The 14,658-nt window shown below is 57.1% G+C and carries 16 protein-coding genes; 11 read left to right on the plus strand and 5 right to left on the minus strand.

Annotated features, from left to right (window positions below; all coding sequences use genetic code 11):
- Positions 1-53: 53 nt before the first annotated feature.
- Positions 54-734 carry a response regulator transcription factor gene (locus AC2FLZ_RS13240; protein WP_209504130.1) on the plus strand — a complete coding sequence of 227 codons (681 nt, stop codon included), beginning with the start codon at positions 54-56 and terminating at the stop codon, positions 732-734.
- Positions 735-783: 49 nt separating this feature from the next.
- Positions 784-2,097 carry a sensor histidine kinase gene (locus tag AC2FLZ_RS13245; protein WP_480516776.1) on the plus strand — a complete coding sequence of 438 codons (1,314 nt, stop codon included), beginning with the start codon at positions 784-786 and terminating at the stop codon, positions 2,095-2,097.
- On the opposite strand, the gene AC2FLZ_RS13250 is transcribed toward AC2FLZ_RS13245, so the two are convergent.
- The 3 genes from AC2FLZ_RS13250 to AC2FLZ_RS13260 form a co-directional block, all read right to left on the minus strand.
- Entirely contained in the window at positions 2,094-2,561 is a 468-nt protein-coding gene (locus AC2FLZ_RS13250; protein ID WP_480516774.1) for a CYTH domain-containing protein, read from the minus strand. The two genes, AC2FLZ_RS13245 and AC2FLZ_RS13250, sit on opposite strands and share 4 nt — an antisense overlap.
- A gap of 152 nt (positions 2,562-2,713) precedes the next feature.
- A complete protein-coding gene (locus AC2FLZ_RS13255; RefSeq protein ID WP_496882260.1) occupies positions 2,714-3,313 on the minus strand; it encodes a ParA family protein in 600 nt (199 codons plus the stop codon).
- Positions 3,314-3,316: 3 nt separating this feature from the next.
- On the minus strand, positions 3,317-4,837 hold the full coding sequence (locus AC2FLZ_RS13260; protein WP_496882261.1) for a CHAD domain-containing protein: 1,521 nt from the start codon (positions 4,835-4,837) through the stop codon (positions 3,317-3,319).
- Positions 4,838-5,048: 211 nt separating this feature from the next.
- On the opposite strand from AC2FLZ_RS13260, the gene AC2FLZ_RS13265 reads away from it, so the two are divergent.
- The gene (locus AC2FLZ_RS13265) at positions 5,049-5,396 is read left to right on the plus strand and encodes a TfoX/Sxy family protein (protein WP_480472383.1); all 348 of its coding nucleotides are present in this window, start codon (positions 5,049-5,051) and stop codon (positions 5,394-5,396) included.
- Positions 5,397-5,455: 59 nt separating this feature from the next.
- Here the strand turns inward: AC2FLZ_RS13265 and ndk are convergent, their stop codons facing one another.
- Together ndk and AC2FLZ_RS13275 are read right to left on the minus strand one after the other, a co-directional pair.
- Positions 5,456-5,878: a nucleoside-diphosphate kinase gene (ndk, locus tag AC2FLZ_RS13270; protein WP_008757405.1), complete on the minus strand. Its 423-nt coding sequence runs from the start codon at positions 5,876-5,878 to the stop codon at positions 5,456-5,458.
- A 115-nt stretch (positions 5,879-5,993) separates the two neighbouring features.
- Positions 5,994-7,196, minus strand: coding sequence for a multidrug effflux MFS transporter (locus AC2FLZ_RS13275; RefSeq protein ID WP_480553314.1), 1,203 nt, complete (start codon positions 7,194-7,196; stop codon positions 5,994-5,996).
- 107 nt (positions 7,197-7,303) lie between these two features.
- Here AC2FLZ_RS13275 and AC2FLZ_RS13280 point away from each other — a divergent pair, with 107 nt between their 5' ends.
- The 8 genes from AC2FLZ_RS13280 to AC2FLZ_RS13315 all read left to right on the plus strand — a co-directional run bounded on the left by AC2FLZ_RS13280 (position 7,304) and on the right by AC2FLZ_RS13315 (position 14,624).
- Positions 7,304-9,154 carry an ABC-F family ATP-binding cassette domain-containing protein gene (locus AC2FLZ_RS13280; protein WP_480553312.1) on the plus strand — a complete coding sequence of 617 codons (1,851 nt, stop codon included), beginning with the start codon at positions 7,304-7,306 and terminating at the stop codon, positions 9,152-9,154.
- Positions 9,151-9,543 (plus strand): ACT domain-containing protein, encoded by a 393-nt coding sequence (locus tag AC2FLZ_RS13285; RefSeq protein ID WP_480472377.1) that lies wholly within the window; start codon positions 9,151-9,153, stop codon positions 9,541-9,543. The genes AC2FLZ_RS13280 and AC2FLZ_RS13285 overlap by 4 nt, the downstream gene beginning before the upstream one ends.
- Positions 9,540-10,160: a MarC family protein gene (locus AC2FLZ_RS13290; protein ID WP_480472375.1), complete on the plus strand. Its 621-nt coding sequence runs from the start codon at positions 9,540-9,542 to the stop codon at positions 10,158-10,160. Before AC2FLZ_RS13285 ends, AC2FLZ_RS13290 begins: the two co-directional genes overlap by 4 nt.
- Positions 10,161-10,202: 42 nt before the next feature.
- On the plus strand, positions 10,203-10,784 hold the full coding sequence (locus AC2FLZ_RS13295; RefSeq protein WP_480472373.1) for a retropepsin-like aspartic protease family protein: 582 nt from the start codon (positions 10,203-10,205) through the stop codon (positions 10,782-10,784).
- Positions 10,785-10,832: 48 nt separating this feature from the next.
- Positions 10,833-11,453, plus strand: a complete 621-nt coding sequence (locus AC2FLZ_RS13300; RefSeq protein WP_480553311.1) for an ImuA family protein — start codon at positions 10,833-10,835, stop codon at positions 11,451-11,453.
- A 62-nt stretch (positions 11,454-11,515) separates the two neighbouring features.
- Positions 11,516-12,730 (plus strand): MFS transporter, encoded by a 1,215-nt coding sequence (locus AC2FLZ_RS13305; RefSeq protein ID WP_496808572.1) that lies wholly within the window; start codon positions 11,516-11,518, stop codon positions 12,728-12,730.
- Positions 12,727-13,323, plus strand: a complete 597-nt coding sequence (locus tag AC2FLZ_RS13310) for a YceI family protein (RefSeq protein ID WP_496882262.1) — start codon at positions 12,727-12,729, stop codon at positions 13,321-13,323. Before AC2FLZ_RS13305 ends, AC2FLZ_RS13310 begins: the two co-directional genes overlap by 4 nt.
- A gap of 80 nt (positions 13,324-13,403) precedes the next feature.
- Entirely contained in the window at positions 13,404-14,624 is a 1,221-nt protein-coding gene (locus AC2FLZ_RS13315) for an MFS transporter (RefSeq protein WP_480472365.1), read from the plus strand.
- Positions 14,625-14,658: the final 34 nt, after the last annotated feature.

A 14,658-nucleotide genomic window follows, 5' to 3' on the forward strand; every position in this document is an offset into this window, starting at 1 on the left:
CATATGCTTTGTTTGAATTTTGTGTTTAAATCCTTAGGGAAAGGAACCACATCATGAGCCGCCGTCTGTTGATCGTCGAAGATGACGCTGACACCAGGGATTTCATTGCCAAAGGGTTTGGCGAAGAAGGCTATGTGGTCGAAACGGCTGCTGATGGCCGCGAGGGATTGTACCACGCTACGGACGGCGGTTTTGACGCCATTGTGTTGGACAGGATGTTGCCCGGTCTGGACGGTCTGTCCCTGATCAAATCCCTGCGTGCAGCGGGGTTGAAAACACCGGTCTTGATGTTGACGGCCATGAGCGCAGTGGATGAGCGCGTCAAAGGATTGCGATCAGGCGCCGACGATTATCTGGTCAAGCCCTTCTCGTTTCAGGAACTTCATGCGCGGATCGAAGCCTTGTTGCGGCGTCCGCAGGAATCCGAGGAAACGCCGACGCTGACCTGCAAGGATCTTGAAATGGATCTACTGACCCGCAAGGTTACGCGTGACGGCCATGAGATTACGCTGACGCCTCGTGAATTCCAGATCCTTGAGTTCTTTCTACGCCGCAAGAACCGTGTCGTGTCGCGTACCATGCTGCTTGAAGGCGTCTGGGATTATCATTTCGACCCGAACACAAACGTTGTGGATGTTCATATTTCAAAGCTGCGCCGCCAGTTGGATGAAGGCGGAGACATACCTTTGATTGAAACAGTTCGCGGTGCGGGTTACATGATGTCCGATGGATAACCTTCGGCTTTCCCTTAATAATTCAAGAACAAGACTTGTCGCCACCAGCATGGTGCTAAGCACGTTACTGACCGCGTCTGTGCTGGCATTGGTCTATGTGACAGCCAACCGGAGCATCGAATCCGAGACCCGATCGGTCGTGTCCGCCGAACTGACCGGGCTTGCCGATGAATATGAACGGCGCGGGCTGATCGGGCTGATTACAGCGATCGAGCGTCGTCTTCCAAGCGCGTCCGATCGAGACGCGCTGTATCTGCTGGCGGATCGGCAGGGCGTCAAGCTTGTGGGTAACCTGAAAACCTGGCCGGTCAATGTGACCGCCGGAAGCGGTTGGGTCGACCTCGAGTTGCGCAGGGCTGACAATGACCAACTGGTGCCCATCTCGGCCGCTTCGATCCGATTGCCCGGTGGTGAACGCCTTTTGGTGGGACGGGATGCGGCGGCCCGTCAACAATTCGACCGTGTATTGTTCCGATCTCTGGCACTGGCACTAGGAATAGCATTTGTTCTGAGCGTGATCACTGGCTGGCTGTTCACACGTCTGGTGTTTTCGCGCCTGTCAGACATCGCAAGCACAGCCGAAAACATCGTTTCCGGCGATCTTTCCAAGAGGATGCCCCTGCGCGGAACCGGGGACGAGTTCGATCAGGTCTCTGGCACGTTGAACAACATGCTCGACAGGATCGAAGAGCTGGTGAGCAATCTGCGCACCACGTCGAACTCTATCGCACATGATTTGCGCTCTCCTTTGTCCCGCCTTCGCCAAAGGGTCGAATCCCTTTCCGAGCCCGGCAAAAGCGATCTGGACCGCGAAATCGACATTGCGCGGGCTACGGGAGAAATCGACCATGTTTTGCGGGTCTTGGGGCAGCTTACCGAAATTTCGCGGGCCGAGGCCGGTCTAGGGCGCGAGCAATTCGAAGACATTGACTTGCAGCAACTGGTTGGAGATGTCGTGGAACTGTATGACCCGGTGGCCGCAGATCAGGACATCCGCCTTGAGGTTACAGGCTCTGCCCCGGCTATTCAGGGGCACCGGCCCCTACTCTCGCAGGCTCTTTCTAATTTGCTGGAAAACGCGATGCGTTATGCACCGGCGGATACCGCAATCACGATCTCTATCGGTACCAAGGACGGATTTGCCCAATTGCGGGTTCGGGACCGTGGTCCGGGTGTTCCGCCCGGAGAGTTGGATCGCCTTCAACTTCCCTTCGTCACACTTGATCCGGCGCGGACGGAACGCAATGCGGGATTGGGGCTCGCGCTGGTTGCCGCGATTTCACATATGCATGGCGGGACATTCGCAGCCCGAAACTGCGACCCAGGTTTGGAAACTACGATCAATCTGGCAATTCAGAGTTAATCCGGCAGTCCGTTTATCGCCAATACCTTGTTTTTGTACCGTTTATCCCCTGTAACTTCCGCACCGAACCAACCCGGCGGGACATAGGCATTTGCGTCTTCACTGGTATGGAACTCAACCTCAACCAAACGCAGGGGTTCCAGACCGCCTGAAAAAACATCCAGCTCGAACTGGTGGCCGTCTGGCATTAGATCCGTGTAACGCACCTTCTCGACCCGGCGACCTTTGGTTTCCGGCCAGAAGGTTTCAAACTGGTCTCGGGTTATCTCTGCCTCACGCTCAACACGTACAAGATCACCGCCGCCTTTTAAGGTCAGGAAAAACACATTGTTCTTTTGCCGAAGGCGCAATTCGGTCGAGTCCTCCGGCGCGGTGAGGTACCCCTGACGCACCTCTGCTTTTTCTGCGCGGCTCAGGTTCGGCAACCTTGCCACCAGAAACTTGCGTTCAATTTCTTTGCTCATCAGGGTGCCCCCGCTCTTTCTTCCAGCTCATCAAACAGCGCCCGATATGCCGCACCAGCAGCGCTACGACCTGCGTAAGTACAGACAGGGCCCCGATATTGCCCCATCTTTTCGACATCCGCAGCGAAAGGCACAACCGCGTGTAAAATGCGCTAGGGATGCTGGGCGCGCATTGAAACCATCGTTTCCCGATGCAACAACTTCCGGTTCTGCACCATCGAAAAGAACGCCCGCAGCTTCTTCTTACGCAGCCCGTGTTTGTCGAAAAAGCCAACCAGCTGATCGAATGACCGCTCGGACAGGGTTGTGGGAATGATCGGAACAACGATTTCATCAGCGGCCCGAAAGATATTCTCGGACAAGGTGGAAAAATTGGGCGGACAATCCAGAAGAACCAGATCATAGTCACTGCCAGCCGCCGACAATGCCCTTTTCAAACGCGAGCGTTTGTTCCGCATGCGCGACAGGAAGATATCAAAGTCGCGGAAAGTCAGGTTTGCGGGCAGAACGTCCAACCCGTCAAAATCACTTGCCCGGATGGCTTTGGTAAACCGCTCCACATCCTCAAAAAAACGGGCATCCGTCAGTTTTTTTGACGGCTTCACCCGAAAATAGAACCCGGACGCCCCCTGAGGATCGAGATCGCATAGCAAAACTTTTTGGCCAGCCTGCGCATAGGCATAGGCCAGGTTCACCGAAGTAGCGGTTTTTCCGACACCGCCCTTATTGCTGTAACAGGCAATGATCTTCATTCCCTACTCCTTTTTGTGGTGAAACAGACTGCGGAACATGTGCCGGATTTCTTGCCCGTCGAACTGAAGGAAGCTTGCGACAACGCGTTTTCTTTCGGTCTTCTGACGTTGATCAAGCACAGCGATTAGGCCGCCCACGGACAAACCGATCTGCGCGTTTACGTGGCCTTGCGTATCGGCGTGCGACGCTACAAAGGTCAGCAACGCGTCTTGCTGCACAGAATAGTCGTTGAACAAACCAAGATTATCCTGAAGTTTTTTCAACGGTTTAAGGATCGTTCTCAATCCGTTCGCATCGAAGAGCGGGGCAAACAATTCCATCAGATATCTTAGTTTTTTGCACTCGATACGAAGCTCATGCACCGTCTTGTCTGGCGTATCATCGCTTATGCCGCGCGCCAGTTTGCACATCTTGCGATAATGCTTCCAGATCAGCGCGCAGGCATAGTCATACGTGCCGCGATGCGCGTTTGGTCCGAGGTCCAAGTGATCAGTACTGGTGAACATTGCGGTCAGGTCGGTCATGGACGTCGTGTAGTCGGCGCTGCGCAACCAGCGAGATAGGCGCAGTTGCTCTTGTGTACGTTCCGTTTGAAACTGATCAAACATCTCGGACAGTCCTGCGTGAAGGCTCGGCGGGATAAGATTGAAATACTTGTCTTTTTTCAGAAGGTAGACATCCAAATCACGCAGAGGTCCCGTGGGGGCCATAAGATCGGAAAAGAGCCGCTTCAGTTCGGCCGTCTGGGCCTCGGACAACACACCCTTGAACAGGCTGATCACTGACCTGATCTTGCGCAACGAAACCCGGTAATCGTGCAAAAACTCGGTGTCGATATCAGCGATCATGCCCTCCTCGTTTTGCCGTGCAACCCTCAGATATATTTGAAAGATTTTCGCAGCGACTTCGCTGCAAGGATCTGCTTGACCGAACTTTATTTCAGGCTTGGCCTGATAGGGAACCATGTCTGGAAACAGACTGGGATAGACCGTTTCAACGTCACGAACACCGCCCGAAACGCGATCGAGAGCGGAACGGACCAACTGATAGGCCTTCTTATACCCGCGCAACTGCTGAATTCGTACAATGGTTGCCTGCCCTGATGGCGTCGACATGTACGTTAAAGTTCCCCTGACTTTTGTCTTTTGCAGATCATCAAGCACGGCGAAGGTCTTTGCCTCGATCTCTCCAACACCAATCTGCGTCAGCGCCCGTAGTTCAGGAAAGTCGCTCAGCGCCTTCTGAACCGGCCCTTCTGGCAAGTCCCGTGCAAACCGCAGATGCCCCGAGTGCTGCTGAGACAAAGGGCCGTGGTCCTTCCGCAGCAGGTGCAACACCCCGCCAGTATCGATCAAAGCACGACCCGAGGCGCGCAGTGACTGATCGTGACAATCCAGCAATGCGAAAGCTGCGACGGGGCTATCGGGTGAAACTTTTTGGGAAAACCCGGCAATGGCATTTGCCAGAGCCGTTTCGTCAATCCTCGCTGGGAAAATGAACTGATCGCTTGACGATCTGGTCATGATACGCCTTTCCAGTTCAACTTCAGAAACCCCTTTACAGGTTTCTCAACGATCATATGCGCGCGCCCCTTGTTTGGTTTGGTTGCTCCAACGCCATCCAAGGTTCTCCTTTTCAGTCTCGGCTGAACCCGAAAGGACATCAAGGCATTATGCCTGCGACCGAGTGTAATCACGGGGTGACAGGCCTCGGGTGCCGAAGTAAGACACCGCTATGAGCGAACCAGTATCTTCGATCCGAAACCTTGGCCCCGCCTTTGAACAGGCCTGCGCACGTGCTGGTATTCATTCGGCTGAGGCGCTGCGAGAACTGGGGCCGGACGAAGCCTATGCCCGCCTGTTGCGCGCCGGCACCAGGGCGCATTTCATCGGATATTATGTTCTGGTGATGGGATTGCAGGGCCGCCCGTGGAACGATTGCAAGGGCGACGAGAAGAAAGCCCTGCGCGAAAGGTTCGACGCAATCAAAGCTGGTAACGGTGCTGCTCCGGAAAACCAGATGATTGCAGATCTGGACGCCATCGGAGTTCGTGTTGCACCAAAGGACTTAAAGCAGCTCTGAACGAATAAGGCCGCACCCAACCAAGGATGCGGCCCCTGTTTGTCACCAATGGCTGTGGCTTAACCGACCAGTTCAATGCCCGAGAAGAAGTATGCGATTTCAACCGCTGCGGTTTCCGGTGCGTCCGAACCGTGGACCGAGTTTTCACCGACCGATTCCGCGAATTCAGCGCGGATGGTGCCGGGGGCTGCGTCCGCAGGGTTCGTTGCGCCCATGACTTCACGGTTCTTTGCAATGGCGCCTTCGCCTTCCAGAACCTGAACAACAACCGGAGCCGACGACATGAATTCGCACAGTTCGTCATAGAACGGACGTTCGGCATGAACGTCATAGAACTTGCCAGCCTGAGCTTTGGTCATGTGAATGCGCTTTTGCGCCACGATGCGCAGGCCTGCTTCTTCGAACTTGGCGTTGATCTTGCCGGTCAGGTTGCGGCGGGTTGCATCGGGTTTGATGATCGAGAATGTGCGTTCCAGTGCCATATCGGCCTCTCCTTATAATGTGACGCGGGATCCGCGCCGAAATCCATCGCGCGCCGGGTATCACGGTCTTTGATCCATGAAAAGTGTAATGATGCCTTGCCGGTGGCTTTGCAGTTCAGATTGTTTCTGGCAAAGGGTCGACACGGTCCAGTCGACGAACGTAAAGCACCGCCATCAAGCCGGCAAAGCTACAGGCCCACATCATGCCCAGTACCAGATACGGCCCGTTTTCGGGGCTGACGAACGCGCCGGTCATTGAGGTCAGAACAGCTCCCAAAGCCACGATCATTGCCCCCGACAGCCCTGCCGCGCTACCTGCCAGCCCGGGGCGTACCGACATGACACCGGCCGCGGCATTGGCATTGGTCAAACCGTTGCCAAAGCCGACACAGATTGCCGAACCGAAGAAGACCCAGACCGATCCCAGATCAGCGAGAAACAGCATCAATCCGCAGAACGGGCCAGTTGAGGCCACGATCCGCCCCGACAATATCATTGTCGTCAGGCGCGTCCGGGCCGCAATCCGACCGGTGACAAAATTGCCAACCATGAACCCGCCGGTGATGATGCCAATCCCCAGCCCCAGCGTTGCTGGGCTCAGGTCGAACCACGCTGCGGCAACCAGCGGCGCACCGGTGATAAAGCTGTAGAACCCCCCAATCGAAAACGCCGCGCATAGGGCATAACCCCAGAACCTGCGAGCACGGAACAGGTGTGGGTATTCGCGCAGTTGGGCACCAAATGTGGACGAGCGGTTCGTGTTGGTTTCGCCCAGGTCGAACCAAAGCAGCACCAGCAACCCTGCTCCAAGCAACGAGTACAGGACAAATCCCGAACGCCAACCGAAAAGCATATCCAGCGCCCCACCCAACATCGGCCCAAGCATCGGGGCTAAGGCCATGGCCATCGCGACGTAACCGAGTTTGCTTGCCGCCTCATTCGGTGCGTAACGGTCTCTGATCGACGCGCTGGACAGGACCGAGCCGGCGACAACAGCAGCCTGAAGCAGGCGGAAGCCAAGAAAAACCCAGATCGATCCGGCCAGTGTGCATCCGATCGACGCAAGGACAAATATTGATATACAAATCAAAAGGATAGGTCTGCGCCCAAAGCGATCCGATAACGGGCCCATGATCAGTTGCAACACTGCCGAAACCGCCAGATACCCCGCGACCGACAGGTTCATCAGGCCGTAATCCACCGTGAAGTCTTCACTCATATGCGCCAGCGACGGCAGGAACATGTTGAGCGTTAGCACAGACAGCGCCGTAGCAAAGATCAATGTGATCAGGGATGGAGGCGTCCGGGCCGCGCGCATGTGAAAAACCGCTTCAAAAAGCAAACGAGACAGCGCTAACACATTGCTTGATGCTTGAAAATGCCAAGCCGCTGGCGGCGGCATCACACCTCTGCTAAGAGCGCCTCATGTTACGGATCGAAGACATCACCTATGCCGTTGAAGGCCGCCCATTGTTTGATGGCGCCAGCGCAACCGTACCAGACGGTCACAAGGTTGGCCTTGTGGGCCGGAATGGCACGGGAAAGACCACGCTTTTTCGCCTGATCCGCGGGGAACTGGCGCTGGAATCGGGGAATATTGCGGTCCCCAAGCGCGCCCGCATTGGCGGTGTCGCGCAGGAGGTCCCATCATCCAACGTTTCGCTGATCGACACTGTTCTAGCCGCTGATACCGAACGCAGCGCCCTGATGACCGAGGCTGGCGACGCAACGGATCCCACGCGAATTGCCGAAATCCAGACCCGGCTGGCCGATATCGACGCCTGGTCGGCCGAGGCCCGCGCGGCCTCAATCCTCAAGGGGTTGGGGTTTGACGACGCAGACCAATTGCGCCCCTGTTCGGATTTTTCGGGTGGCTGGCGGATGCGCGTGGCCTTGGCGGCGGTTCTGTTCTCACAACCGGATTTGTTGCTGTTGGACGAACCGACCAACTATCTGGACCTTGAAGGCGCGTTGTGGCTCGAAAGCTATCTGGCCAGGTATCCACATACGGTCATAATCATCAGCCATGACCGGGGCCTGCTGAACCGTGCCGTAGGGTCGATCCTGCATCTGGAGGATCGCAAACTCACCTATTACGCCGTGCCATATGACAAATTCGCTGAACGGAGGGCGGAACGTCTGGCACAGGCAGAATCCGAAAACGCCAAAGCCAAGGCGCGCATCGCTCATTTGCAGAGCTTCGTGGATCGGTTTCGATATAAGGCATCCAAGGCCGTTCAGGCCCAATCGCGCCTGAAAATGATCGAACGCATCCAGTTGGTCTCAACCCCGCAAGAGGCCGCGCTGCGTGCGTTTTCCTTCCCCGAACCCGAGGAACTGTCGCCACCGATCATCCAGATTGAAGGCGGTGTGACCGGTTATGGCGAAACCGAAGTACTGCGCCGCCTGAACCTGCGCATCGATCAGGATGACCGTATTGCGCTGTTGGGCAAGAACGGTCAGGGCAAATCTACCCTGTCCAAACTGTTGTCAGACCGGCTGCCCTTGATGGCTGGCAAGATGACCCGCAGCAACAAGCTGCGCATCGGGTATTTCGCTCAGCATCAGGTGGACGAGCTTTATGTGAACGAAACGCCACTGGACCACCTGCGCCGCCTGCGCCCGGACGAGGCGCCGGGCAAGTGGCGCTCGCGTCTGGCGGGGTTCGGCCTGAACGCGGCTCAGGCGGAAACCGAGGTTGGCCGCCTGTCGGGTGGGCAGAAGGCGCGCCTGTCGCTGCTGCTGGCAACCATCGACGCACCACATATGCTGATCCTCGACGAGCCGACGAACCATCTGGATATCGAAAGCCGTGAGGCGCTGGTCGAAGCGCTGACCGCCTATTCGGGTGCTGTCGTGCTGGTCAGCCACGACATGCACCTGCTGTCGCTTGTTGCCGATCGGTTGTGGCTGGTCTCGGACGGTACGGTCAAATCTTATGACAGTGACCTTGAATCCTATCGTGCCCTATTGCTGGCGCGTGACAAACCGGTGAAAGAAAAGCCACAAACAGAGAAGCCCAAACGCGCCTCGCGCGATACCATGCTGGCATTGCGGGCGGACCTGCGCAAATGCGAGGACCGGGTCGAGAAACTGACAGAGATGCACGACAAGCTCGCGGCAAAACTGGCCGACCCGACGCTTTACGAAGACGACAAGATCAACGATCTGGAAATCTGGAATCGCAAATTCGCCGAGGTGGTCGAGGCTATGCAAAAAGCAGAAGCGCTTTGGATCGCCGCTGCTGAGCGACTGGAACAGGCAGAAACGGTATGAGCGATCCTGTCGTTGAAACCAAAGCAATGATCGCGGGAATGCATCCCGAAATTCAACCCGGAGAATTCGCATTTGTAGTCTGGCCCGAAGATATGGACTGGCCCGACGGGACACGCGCCAGTTACGTCGAGGCCGAAGGGCTGTCTTTAGTCGTTCCGATCAATTGCGCACCAAAAGAGGCGGTCGCTATGCGCTGTATCACGCTTCAGGTGCACTCCTCGCTGGAAGGCGTGGGTCTGACCGCTGCAGTCTCGGGGGCGTTGGCACAGGCCGGAATTCCGGCAAACATGGTCGCGGGCTATCACCACGATCATGTTTATGTTCCCTCCGGACTGGCCGAAGACGCCCTGAGAATTTTGAAACATCTGCAACAGAGTAGCAAAGAGTGATTGACACCGCATTTCTGATCACCGCGTTCACAACGCTTTTCGTGGTTCTTGATCCACCGGCGCAAACGCCGATTTTTGTGGCCCTGACCCAGAACATGGATTGGCACACGCGCCGCTCTGTCGCTGTTCGCGCGTGCCTGACTGCTGGCGGCATTCTGGCGATGTTCGCGGCCTTCGGCGAAGCGCTGCTGGGATTTGTCGGCATCTCGATGGAGGCGTTTCGTGTTGCGGGGGGTGTTTTGCTGTTTCTGACCGCGCTCGATATGCTGTTTGAACGCCGGACCAAACGTCGTGAAAACAGCGCCGAAGAGGAAGAACATCCGGACCCGTCTGTGTTTCCACTGGGTATCCCACTGATTGCAGGGCCCGGTGCGATTGCCACTATGATCCTGCTGGCCGGTCAACATCCCGGCATTCAGGGCCTGGCCGTGGTCATCGGCGTTATGCTGGTCGTTCTGGCAATGGTTTTTGTGATGTATCTTTCATCAGGGGCCGTGGCACGGCTTTTGGGGAAAACCGGATTGAACGTGTTGACCCGGCTTCTTGGGATGCTGCTGGCTGCATTGTCTGTTCAGTTCATTCTCGATGGCCTCAAGGCCTTTGGATTTGCATCTTAAATCCCCATATTCACAAGGTTAGAGGGATTTCCGGGTAACCGCATGGACAGTTTCGACATTGGACGCCTGATCTATCTGGCCCTGCTGGGGGCGGCGCTGCTGATGTGGTTTGTCACGCATAATCGGCAGTCGCTTAGCAAGACATTCCAGCAGGTTATGGCATGGGTGTTCATATTCGTCGGGGTCATCGCACTGGTCGGCCTGTGGGAGGATATTCGCTCCTCGGTCGGTCCCGCACCGCAGATGAGTGTCACCGGAAACTCGGTTGAGGTTCCCCGCGCCTATGACGGCCATTATTACCTTCCGGTTCTGGTGAATGGTGAGCTGATTACCTTTCTTGTCGACACCGGTGCCAGCCAGATCGTGTTGAACGCGCAGGATGCCAAACGGGCAGGCATTGATCCCGATCAGCTGAGTTATTTCGGGCGCGCCTTGACTGCAAACGGTGAGGTGCGTACCGCGCCGGTGCGGCTTGAGACCCTGACGATAGGACCCATTACGGATCAGAACGTTTCGGCCTGGGTCAACGAGGGTGAGCTGGATAAATCGCTTTTGGGGATGGAATATCTGCACCGTTTTTCAAGCATTCAGTTTGCGGATGGCAAGCTGATCTTGTCTCGTTAATGCTCCTCACCTCTTGAGAACAAAAGTGGAACATGATAGCTTGCAGGCATGTCTGCTCAGCTTCTTGGCCACAAACCTGCGCGTCAGGTACCGGGGGTAAATCTCCATTCGCAGATCACCCTGCAACCGGGCCGCATGCACGAGGCTTGCGGCCCCGCCCGGCGCAGCTTTGCCATCTGGCTGGCCGGTCAGACACAGGGGCCCGTGCTGTGGATTTCCCCCGCGTGGGAGCCCGCCCAACTGAATCCCGACGGAATGATGGCCTTTGCTGATCCGGCGCGTTTTCTGTTCGTCCATCCCACCCGCGCCGAAGATCTGCTATGGTGTATTGAAGAGGCGCTGCGCAGCGGAGCCATCCCGCTGATCATAGGCGACCTGCCCGGCGCGCCGGGGCTGACACCAGTGCGGCGGATGCATCTGGCCGCAGAACAAGGCGGCACGATGGGCCATGCCCCGCTTGGCCTGCTGCTGACGCCCGGTGATGGCGGCGCACAAGGGGTTGAGACACGCTGGCACATAGCCGCCGCCCATCAGGGGGATGCCAGGCACTGGACCCTGACCCGCCGCCGCGCCCGCGCCCTGCCCCCGGTCAGCTGGCAAGCCACTCAGACCGCTGCCCGCACCGGTCTGCACCTGAAACGCATTGAAACAGAGGACATTCTGACGTGAAGCCGCAAGGATCACGCAAGATGTGACTGGCCAAACTCCGGATCGCACCCTAGCGTCGCCGCATGAGCCATCCGATCCATGACAGCCGCTATTCCTGGATACGCCTTCTGATCACGCTCGCCATCGCAACTGTGGCGAATGTGGGAATGTGGGCTGTAATCGTGGTCATGCCCGCCGTCGAAGCAGAATTCAGCGCCGGTCGCGCCGAAGCCTCGATGCCATATACACTTACGATGATTGGATTTGCGCTGGGCAATATGTGGCTGGGGCAACTGGTGGACCGGCTGGGTGTGACACGCGCCCTGATCGGCGCTGCTGTTTTAAGCGCCTTCAGTTATCTATTGGCAACGCTGGCCCCGAATATAACGCTACTATCCGCGGCGCATCTGCTGGTCGGGCTGGGAACATCGATCGGATTTGGGCCCTTGATCGCCGATATCTCGCACTGGTTCATGAAACGGCGTGGAATCGCCGTCGCACTGGTGGCCAGCGGGAATTACCTGTCTGGGGCAATCTGGCCTACTCTGCTGTCCGGTATTCTGGCACGCGACGGCTGGCAACAGGTCTATCTGACATTGGCGGCTCTGACGTTGCTGGTTGTCATCCCCCTGTCCTTGTTGTTGCGCCGCAAGGTCCCAATCGAAGCGCACAACACAGCCGCGGCCACAGCCCGGATCAACGCACACAGTGTCGGTGTTTCACCACGCGTGTTACAGTACATTCTTGGTCTGGCCGGCATTGGATGTTGCGTAGCGATGTCCATGCCACAGGTCCATATCGTGTCGTATTGCGTCGGGCTGGGATACGGCCCCGCAGTGGGGGCTGAGATGCTATCGCTGATGCTACTGGGCGGCGTCGCCAGCCGTATCGTCTCGGGCCTGTTGGCCGACCGTCTCGGTGGCGTCATGACACTTCTGATCGGCTCTGTATTGCAGTGCATCGCGCTGTTCCTGTTCCTGCCGTATGACGGGATGGTCTCACTTTATGTGATCAGCTTGCTATTCGGTCTGGCGCAGGGTGGCATCGTGCCCAGCTACGCTTTGGTTGTCCGCGAATACATGCCGCCGCAAGAAGCCGGCGCGCGAGTCGGATTCGTCATGATGATGACAATTCTTGGCATGGCGCTTGGTGGCTGGATGTCAGGCTGGATTTACGATGTCACCGGAAGTTACCAACTGGCTTTCGTCAACGGCATTCTTTGGAACGGCTTGAACATTGCCATCGTTCTGATGTTGATCAAAAGATCCCGCCCCAGACGGGACACGGTCATGGCATGACACACCTGACCCGCCGCTTCGTACTTACGGGGATGGCGGCTCTGCCTTTGGCGAATACGGTGCAGGCCGCCTTGAAGCCATACAATTTGTCACCGAACGGCACCCGGGTCGGTTCTACCTTTGACCTCTCCGGCATTCCCCAGACCGGATCAATGCCGATCCGGGACGCGAACGTGGAAATTGACACGCAACGCCTGCAAAACAGCCGGGTCACGGTGGTGCTGGACGTTACCAAGGCCAGAACCCGCTTGCCCTTTGCCCGCATGCCGATGCTCGGCCCCAGTGTATTGGACGCCGAAACCTATCCGACAATTCAGTTCGTATCGACTGACATTCAATTGGGGGCGGATGGGCGCATATCGGATGGTGCCCGCATCACAGGTGAACTGACAGTTCGCGGTATCACGCGCCCGGTCACCTTGGAGGCCAACCTGTACCGCCAGCCTGGTACAGCCGCGAACGACCTGAGCCGCCTGTCCATAGGTTTGACCGGGACTTTGAACCGGCACGATTTCGGTGCCTCGGGTTATCCCGATCTGGTAGGACAACATGTTGGGCTGGACATTCGTGCCGAGATCATTCGAGCAACCTGACTGACAAAAAGCAAAAAACGACTGGATAAAGTCGAATAGTTGCGCGCATTGTCCGGTGACGCCGCCTATCTGAGAAAACCATGCGCACGATCATTTCATTTGCCGCCCTGTTTCTGTCGGTCATTCTGCTTCAGCTTTCAACAGGCGGCGTCGGGCCACTGGATGCCATCTCCGGGATCACGTTAAGCTTTTCGACCGAACAGATCGGTATGCTGGGTTCGGCGCATTTTCTTGGCTTTTTCATAGGTTGCTGGTGGGCGCCGCGACTGATGGGCAGCGTCGGGCATTCCCGCGCATTTGCCGTATGCACAGCGCTGGGCGCGATGGGGTTGATCGGCCACACCCTGACAGACAATCCTTATGTATGGGCGGCGCTGCGCATCGCCTCGGGCACATGTGTGGCAGGCTGTTATACCGTCATCGAAGCCTGGCTGAATGCAAAAGTAACCAATGAGACACGTGGACGAGCCATGGGCACCTATCGCATCGTCGATATGGGTGCCTCGCTGAGTGCTCAGTTGATCATCGCCGTCCTGCCACCCGCCTCGTATGTATCCTACAACCTCTTGGCGATCCTGTGCTGCGCCTCGTTGCTGCCGCTGACGCTGACACGCGCAAGTCAACCGAAGACGCCTGACGCCCCCCGCCTGCGCCCGAAACTGGCGTGGCACAGTTCGCCGTTGGCCGTAGCGGGCGTCATTGTTTCGGCACTCAGCTCAGCATCTTTCCGAATGGTCGGGCCCGTCTACGGTCAGGAAGTCGGGCTGGGAGTGGATCAAATCGCCTTCTTCCTAGCTTCTTTCGTTCTGGGCGGGGCACTGGCGCAGTATCCGATGGGGTGGCTCGCTGACAAGTATGATCGGCGCTGGGTCTTGATCTGGCTTTCGGTCGCGGCGGTACTAAGCTGCGGGGTCACAATGGCGGCAAGCGACACGGGAACTGTCGGTGTCATGCTGGCAGCAGGGCTTTTTGGGTTTACGACATTCCCGATCTTTTCGGTGTCATCCGCACATGCCAACGATTTTGCGACAACCGAGCAGAGGGTCGAGTTGTCTGCCGCCCTGATGTTCTGGTACGCGCTGGGGGCAATTGCGTCACCCTATATCACATCAACACTGATCCAGGATTTTGGACCCAGCGCGCTGTTTGCATTTGTCGCGGTCGGCCACGTATTCCTGATCGGCTTCGGCCTGGCCCGAATGCGGTCGCGTCCAACACCCGCGGAAAGAACCAATTACGTCTACGCACCGCGTACATCCTTTACGGTCGGAAGGTTGCTGAAACGCGCCCGCGAGGAATGAAAAGCGAGCCCGCAGCCCTGCATTGCGGAGAGTC

Source organism: Ruegeria sp. YKSF131 (genome assembly GCF_059612645.1).

Bases quoted from the DNA above. Each gene is read 5' to 3' on its own strand.
- AC2FLZ_RS13240 (WP_209504130.1), top strand. From the start codon at position 54: ATGAGCCGCCGTCTGTTGATCGTCGAAGATGACGCTGACACCAGGGAT.
- AC2FLZ_RS13245 (WP_480516776.1), top strand. From the start codon at position 784: ATGGTGCTAAGCACGTTACTGACCGCGTCTGTGCTGGCATTGGTCTAT.
- AC2FLZ_RS13250 (WP_480516774.1), bottom strand. From the start codon at position 2,561: ATGAGCAAAGAAATTGAACGCAAGTTTCTGGTGGCAAGGTTGCCGAAC.
- AC2FLZ_RS13255 (WP_496882260.1), bottom strand. From the start codon at position 3,313: ATGAAGATCATTGCCTGTTACAGCAATAAGGGCGGTGTCGGAAAAACC.
- AC2FLZ_RS13260 (WP_496882261.1), bottom strand. From the start codon at position 4,837: ATGACCAGATCGTCAAGCGATCAGTTCATTTTCCCAGCGAGGATTGAC.
- AC2FLZ_RS13265 (WP_480472383.1), top strand. From the start codon at position 5,049: ATGAGCGAACCAGTATCTTCGATCCGAAACCTTGGCCCCGCCTTTGAA.
- ndk (WP_008757405.1), bottom strand. From the start codon at position 5,878: ATGGCACTGGAACGCACATTCTCGATCATCAAACCCGATGCAACCCGC.
- AC2FLZ_RS13275 (WP_480553314.1), bottom strand. From the start codon at position 7,196: ATGCGCGCGGCCCGGACGCCTCCATCCCTGATCACATTGATCTTTGCT.
- AC2FLZ_RS13280 (WP_480553312.1), top strand. From the start codon at position 7,304: ATGTTACGGATCGAAGACATCACCTATGCCGTTGAAGGCCGCCCATTG.
- AC2FLZ_RS13285 (WP_480472377.1), top strand. From the start codon at position 9,151: ATGAGCGATCCTGTCGTTGAAACCAAAGCAATGATCGCGGGAATGCAT.
- AC2FLZ_RS13295 (WP_480472373.1), top strand. From the start codon at position 10,203: ATGGACAGTTTCGACATTGGACGCCTGATCTATCTGGCCCTGCTGGGG.
- AC2FLZ_RS13300 (WP_480553311.1), top strand. From the start codon at position 10,833: ATGTCTGCTCAGCTTCTTGGCCACAAACCTGCGCGTCAGGTACCGGGG.
- AC2FLZ_RS13305 (WP_496808572.1), top strand. From the start codon at position 11,516: ATGAGCCATCCGATCCATGACAGCCGCTATTCCTGGATACGCCTTCTG.
- AC2FLZ_RS13310 (WP_496882262.1), top strand. From the start codon at position 12,727: ATGACACACCTGACCCGCCGCTTCGTACTTACGGGGATGGCGGCTCTG.
- AC2FLZ_RS13315 (WP_480472365.1), top strand. From the start codon at position 13,404: ATGCGCACGATCATTTCATTTGCCGCCCTGTTTCTGTCGGTCATTCTG.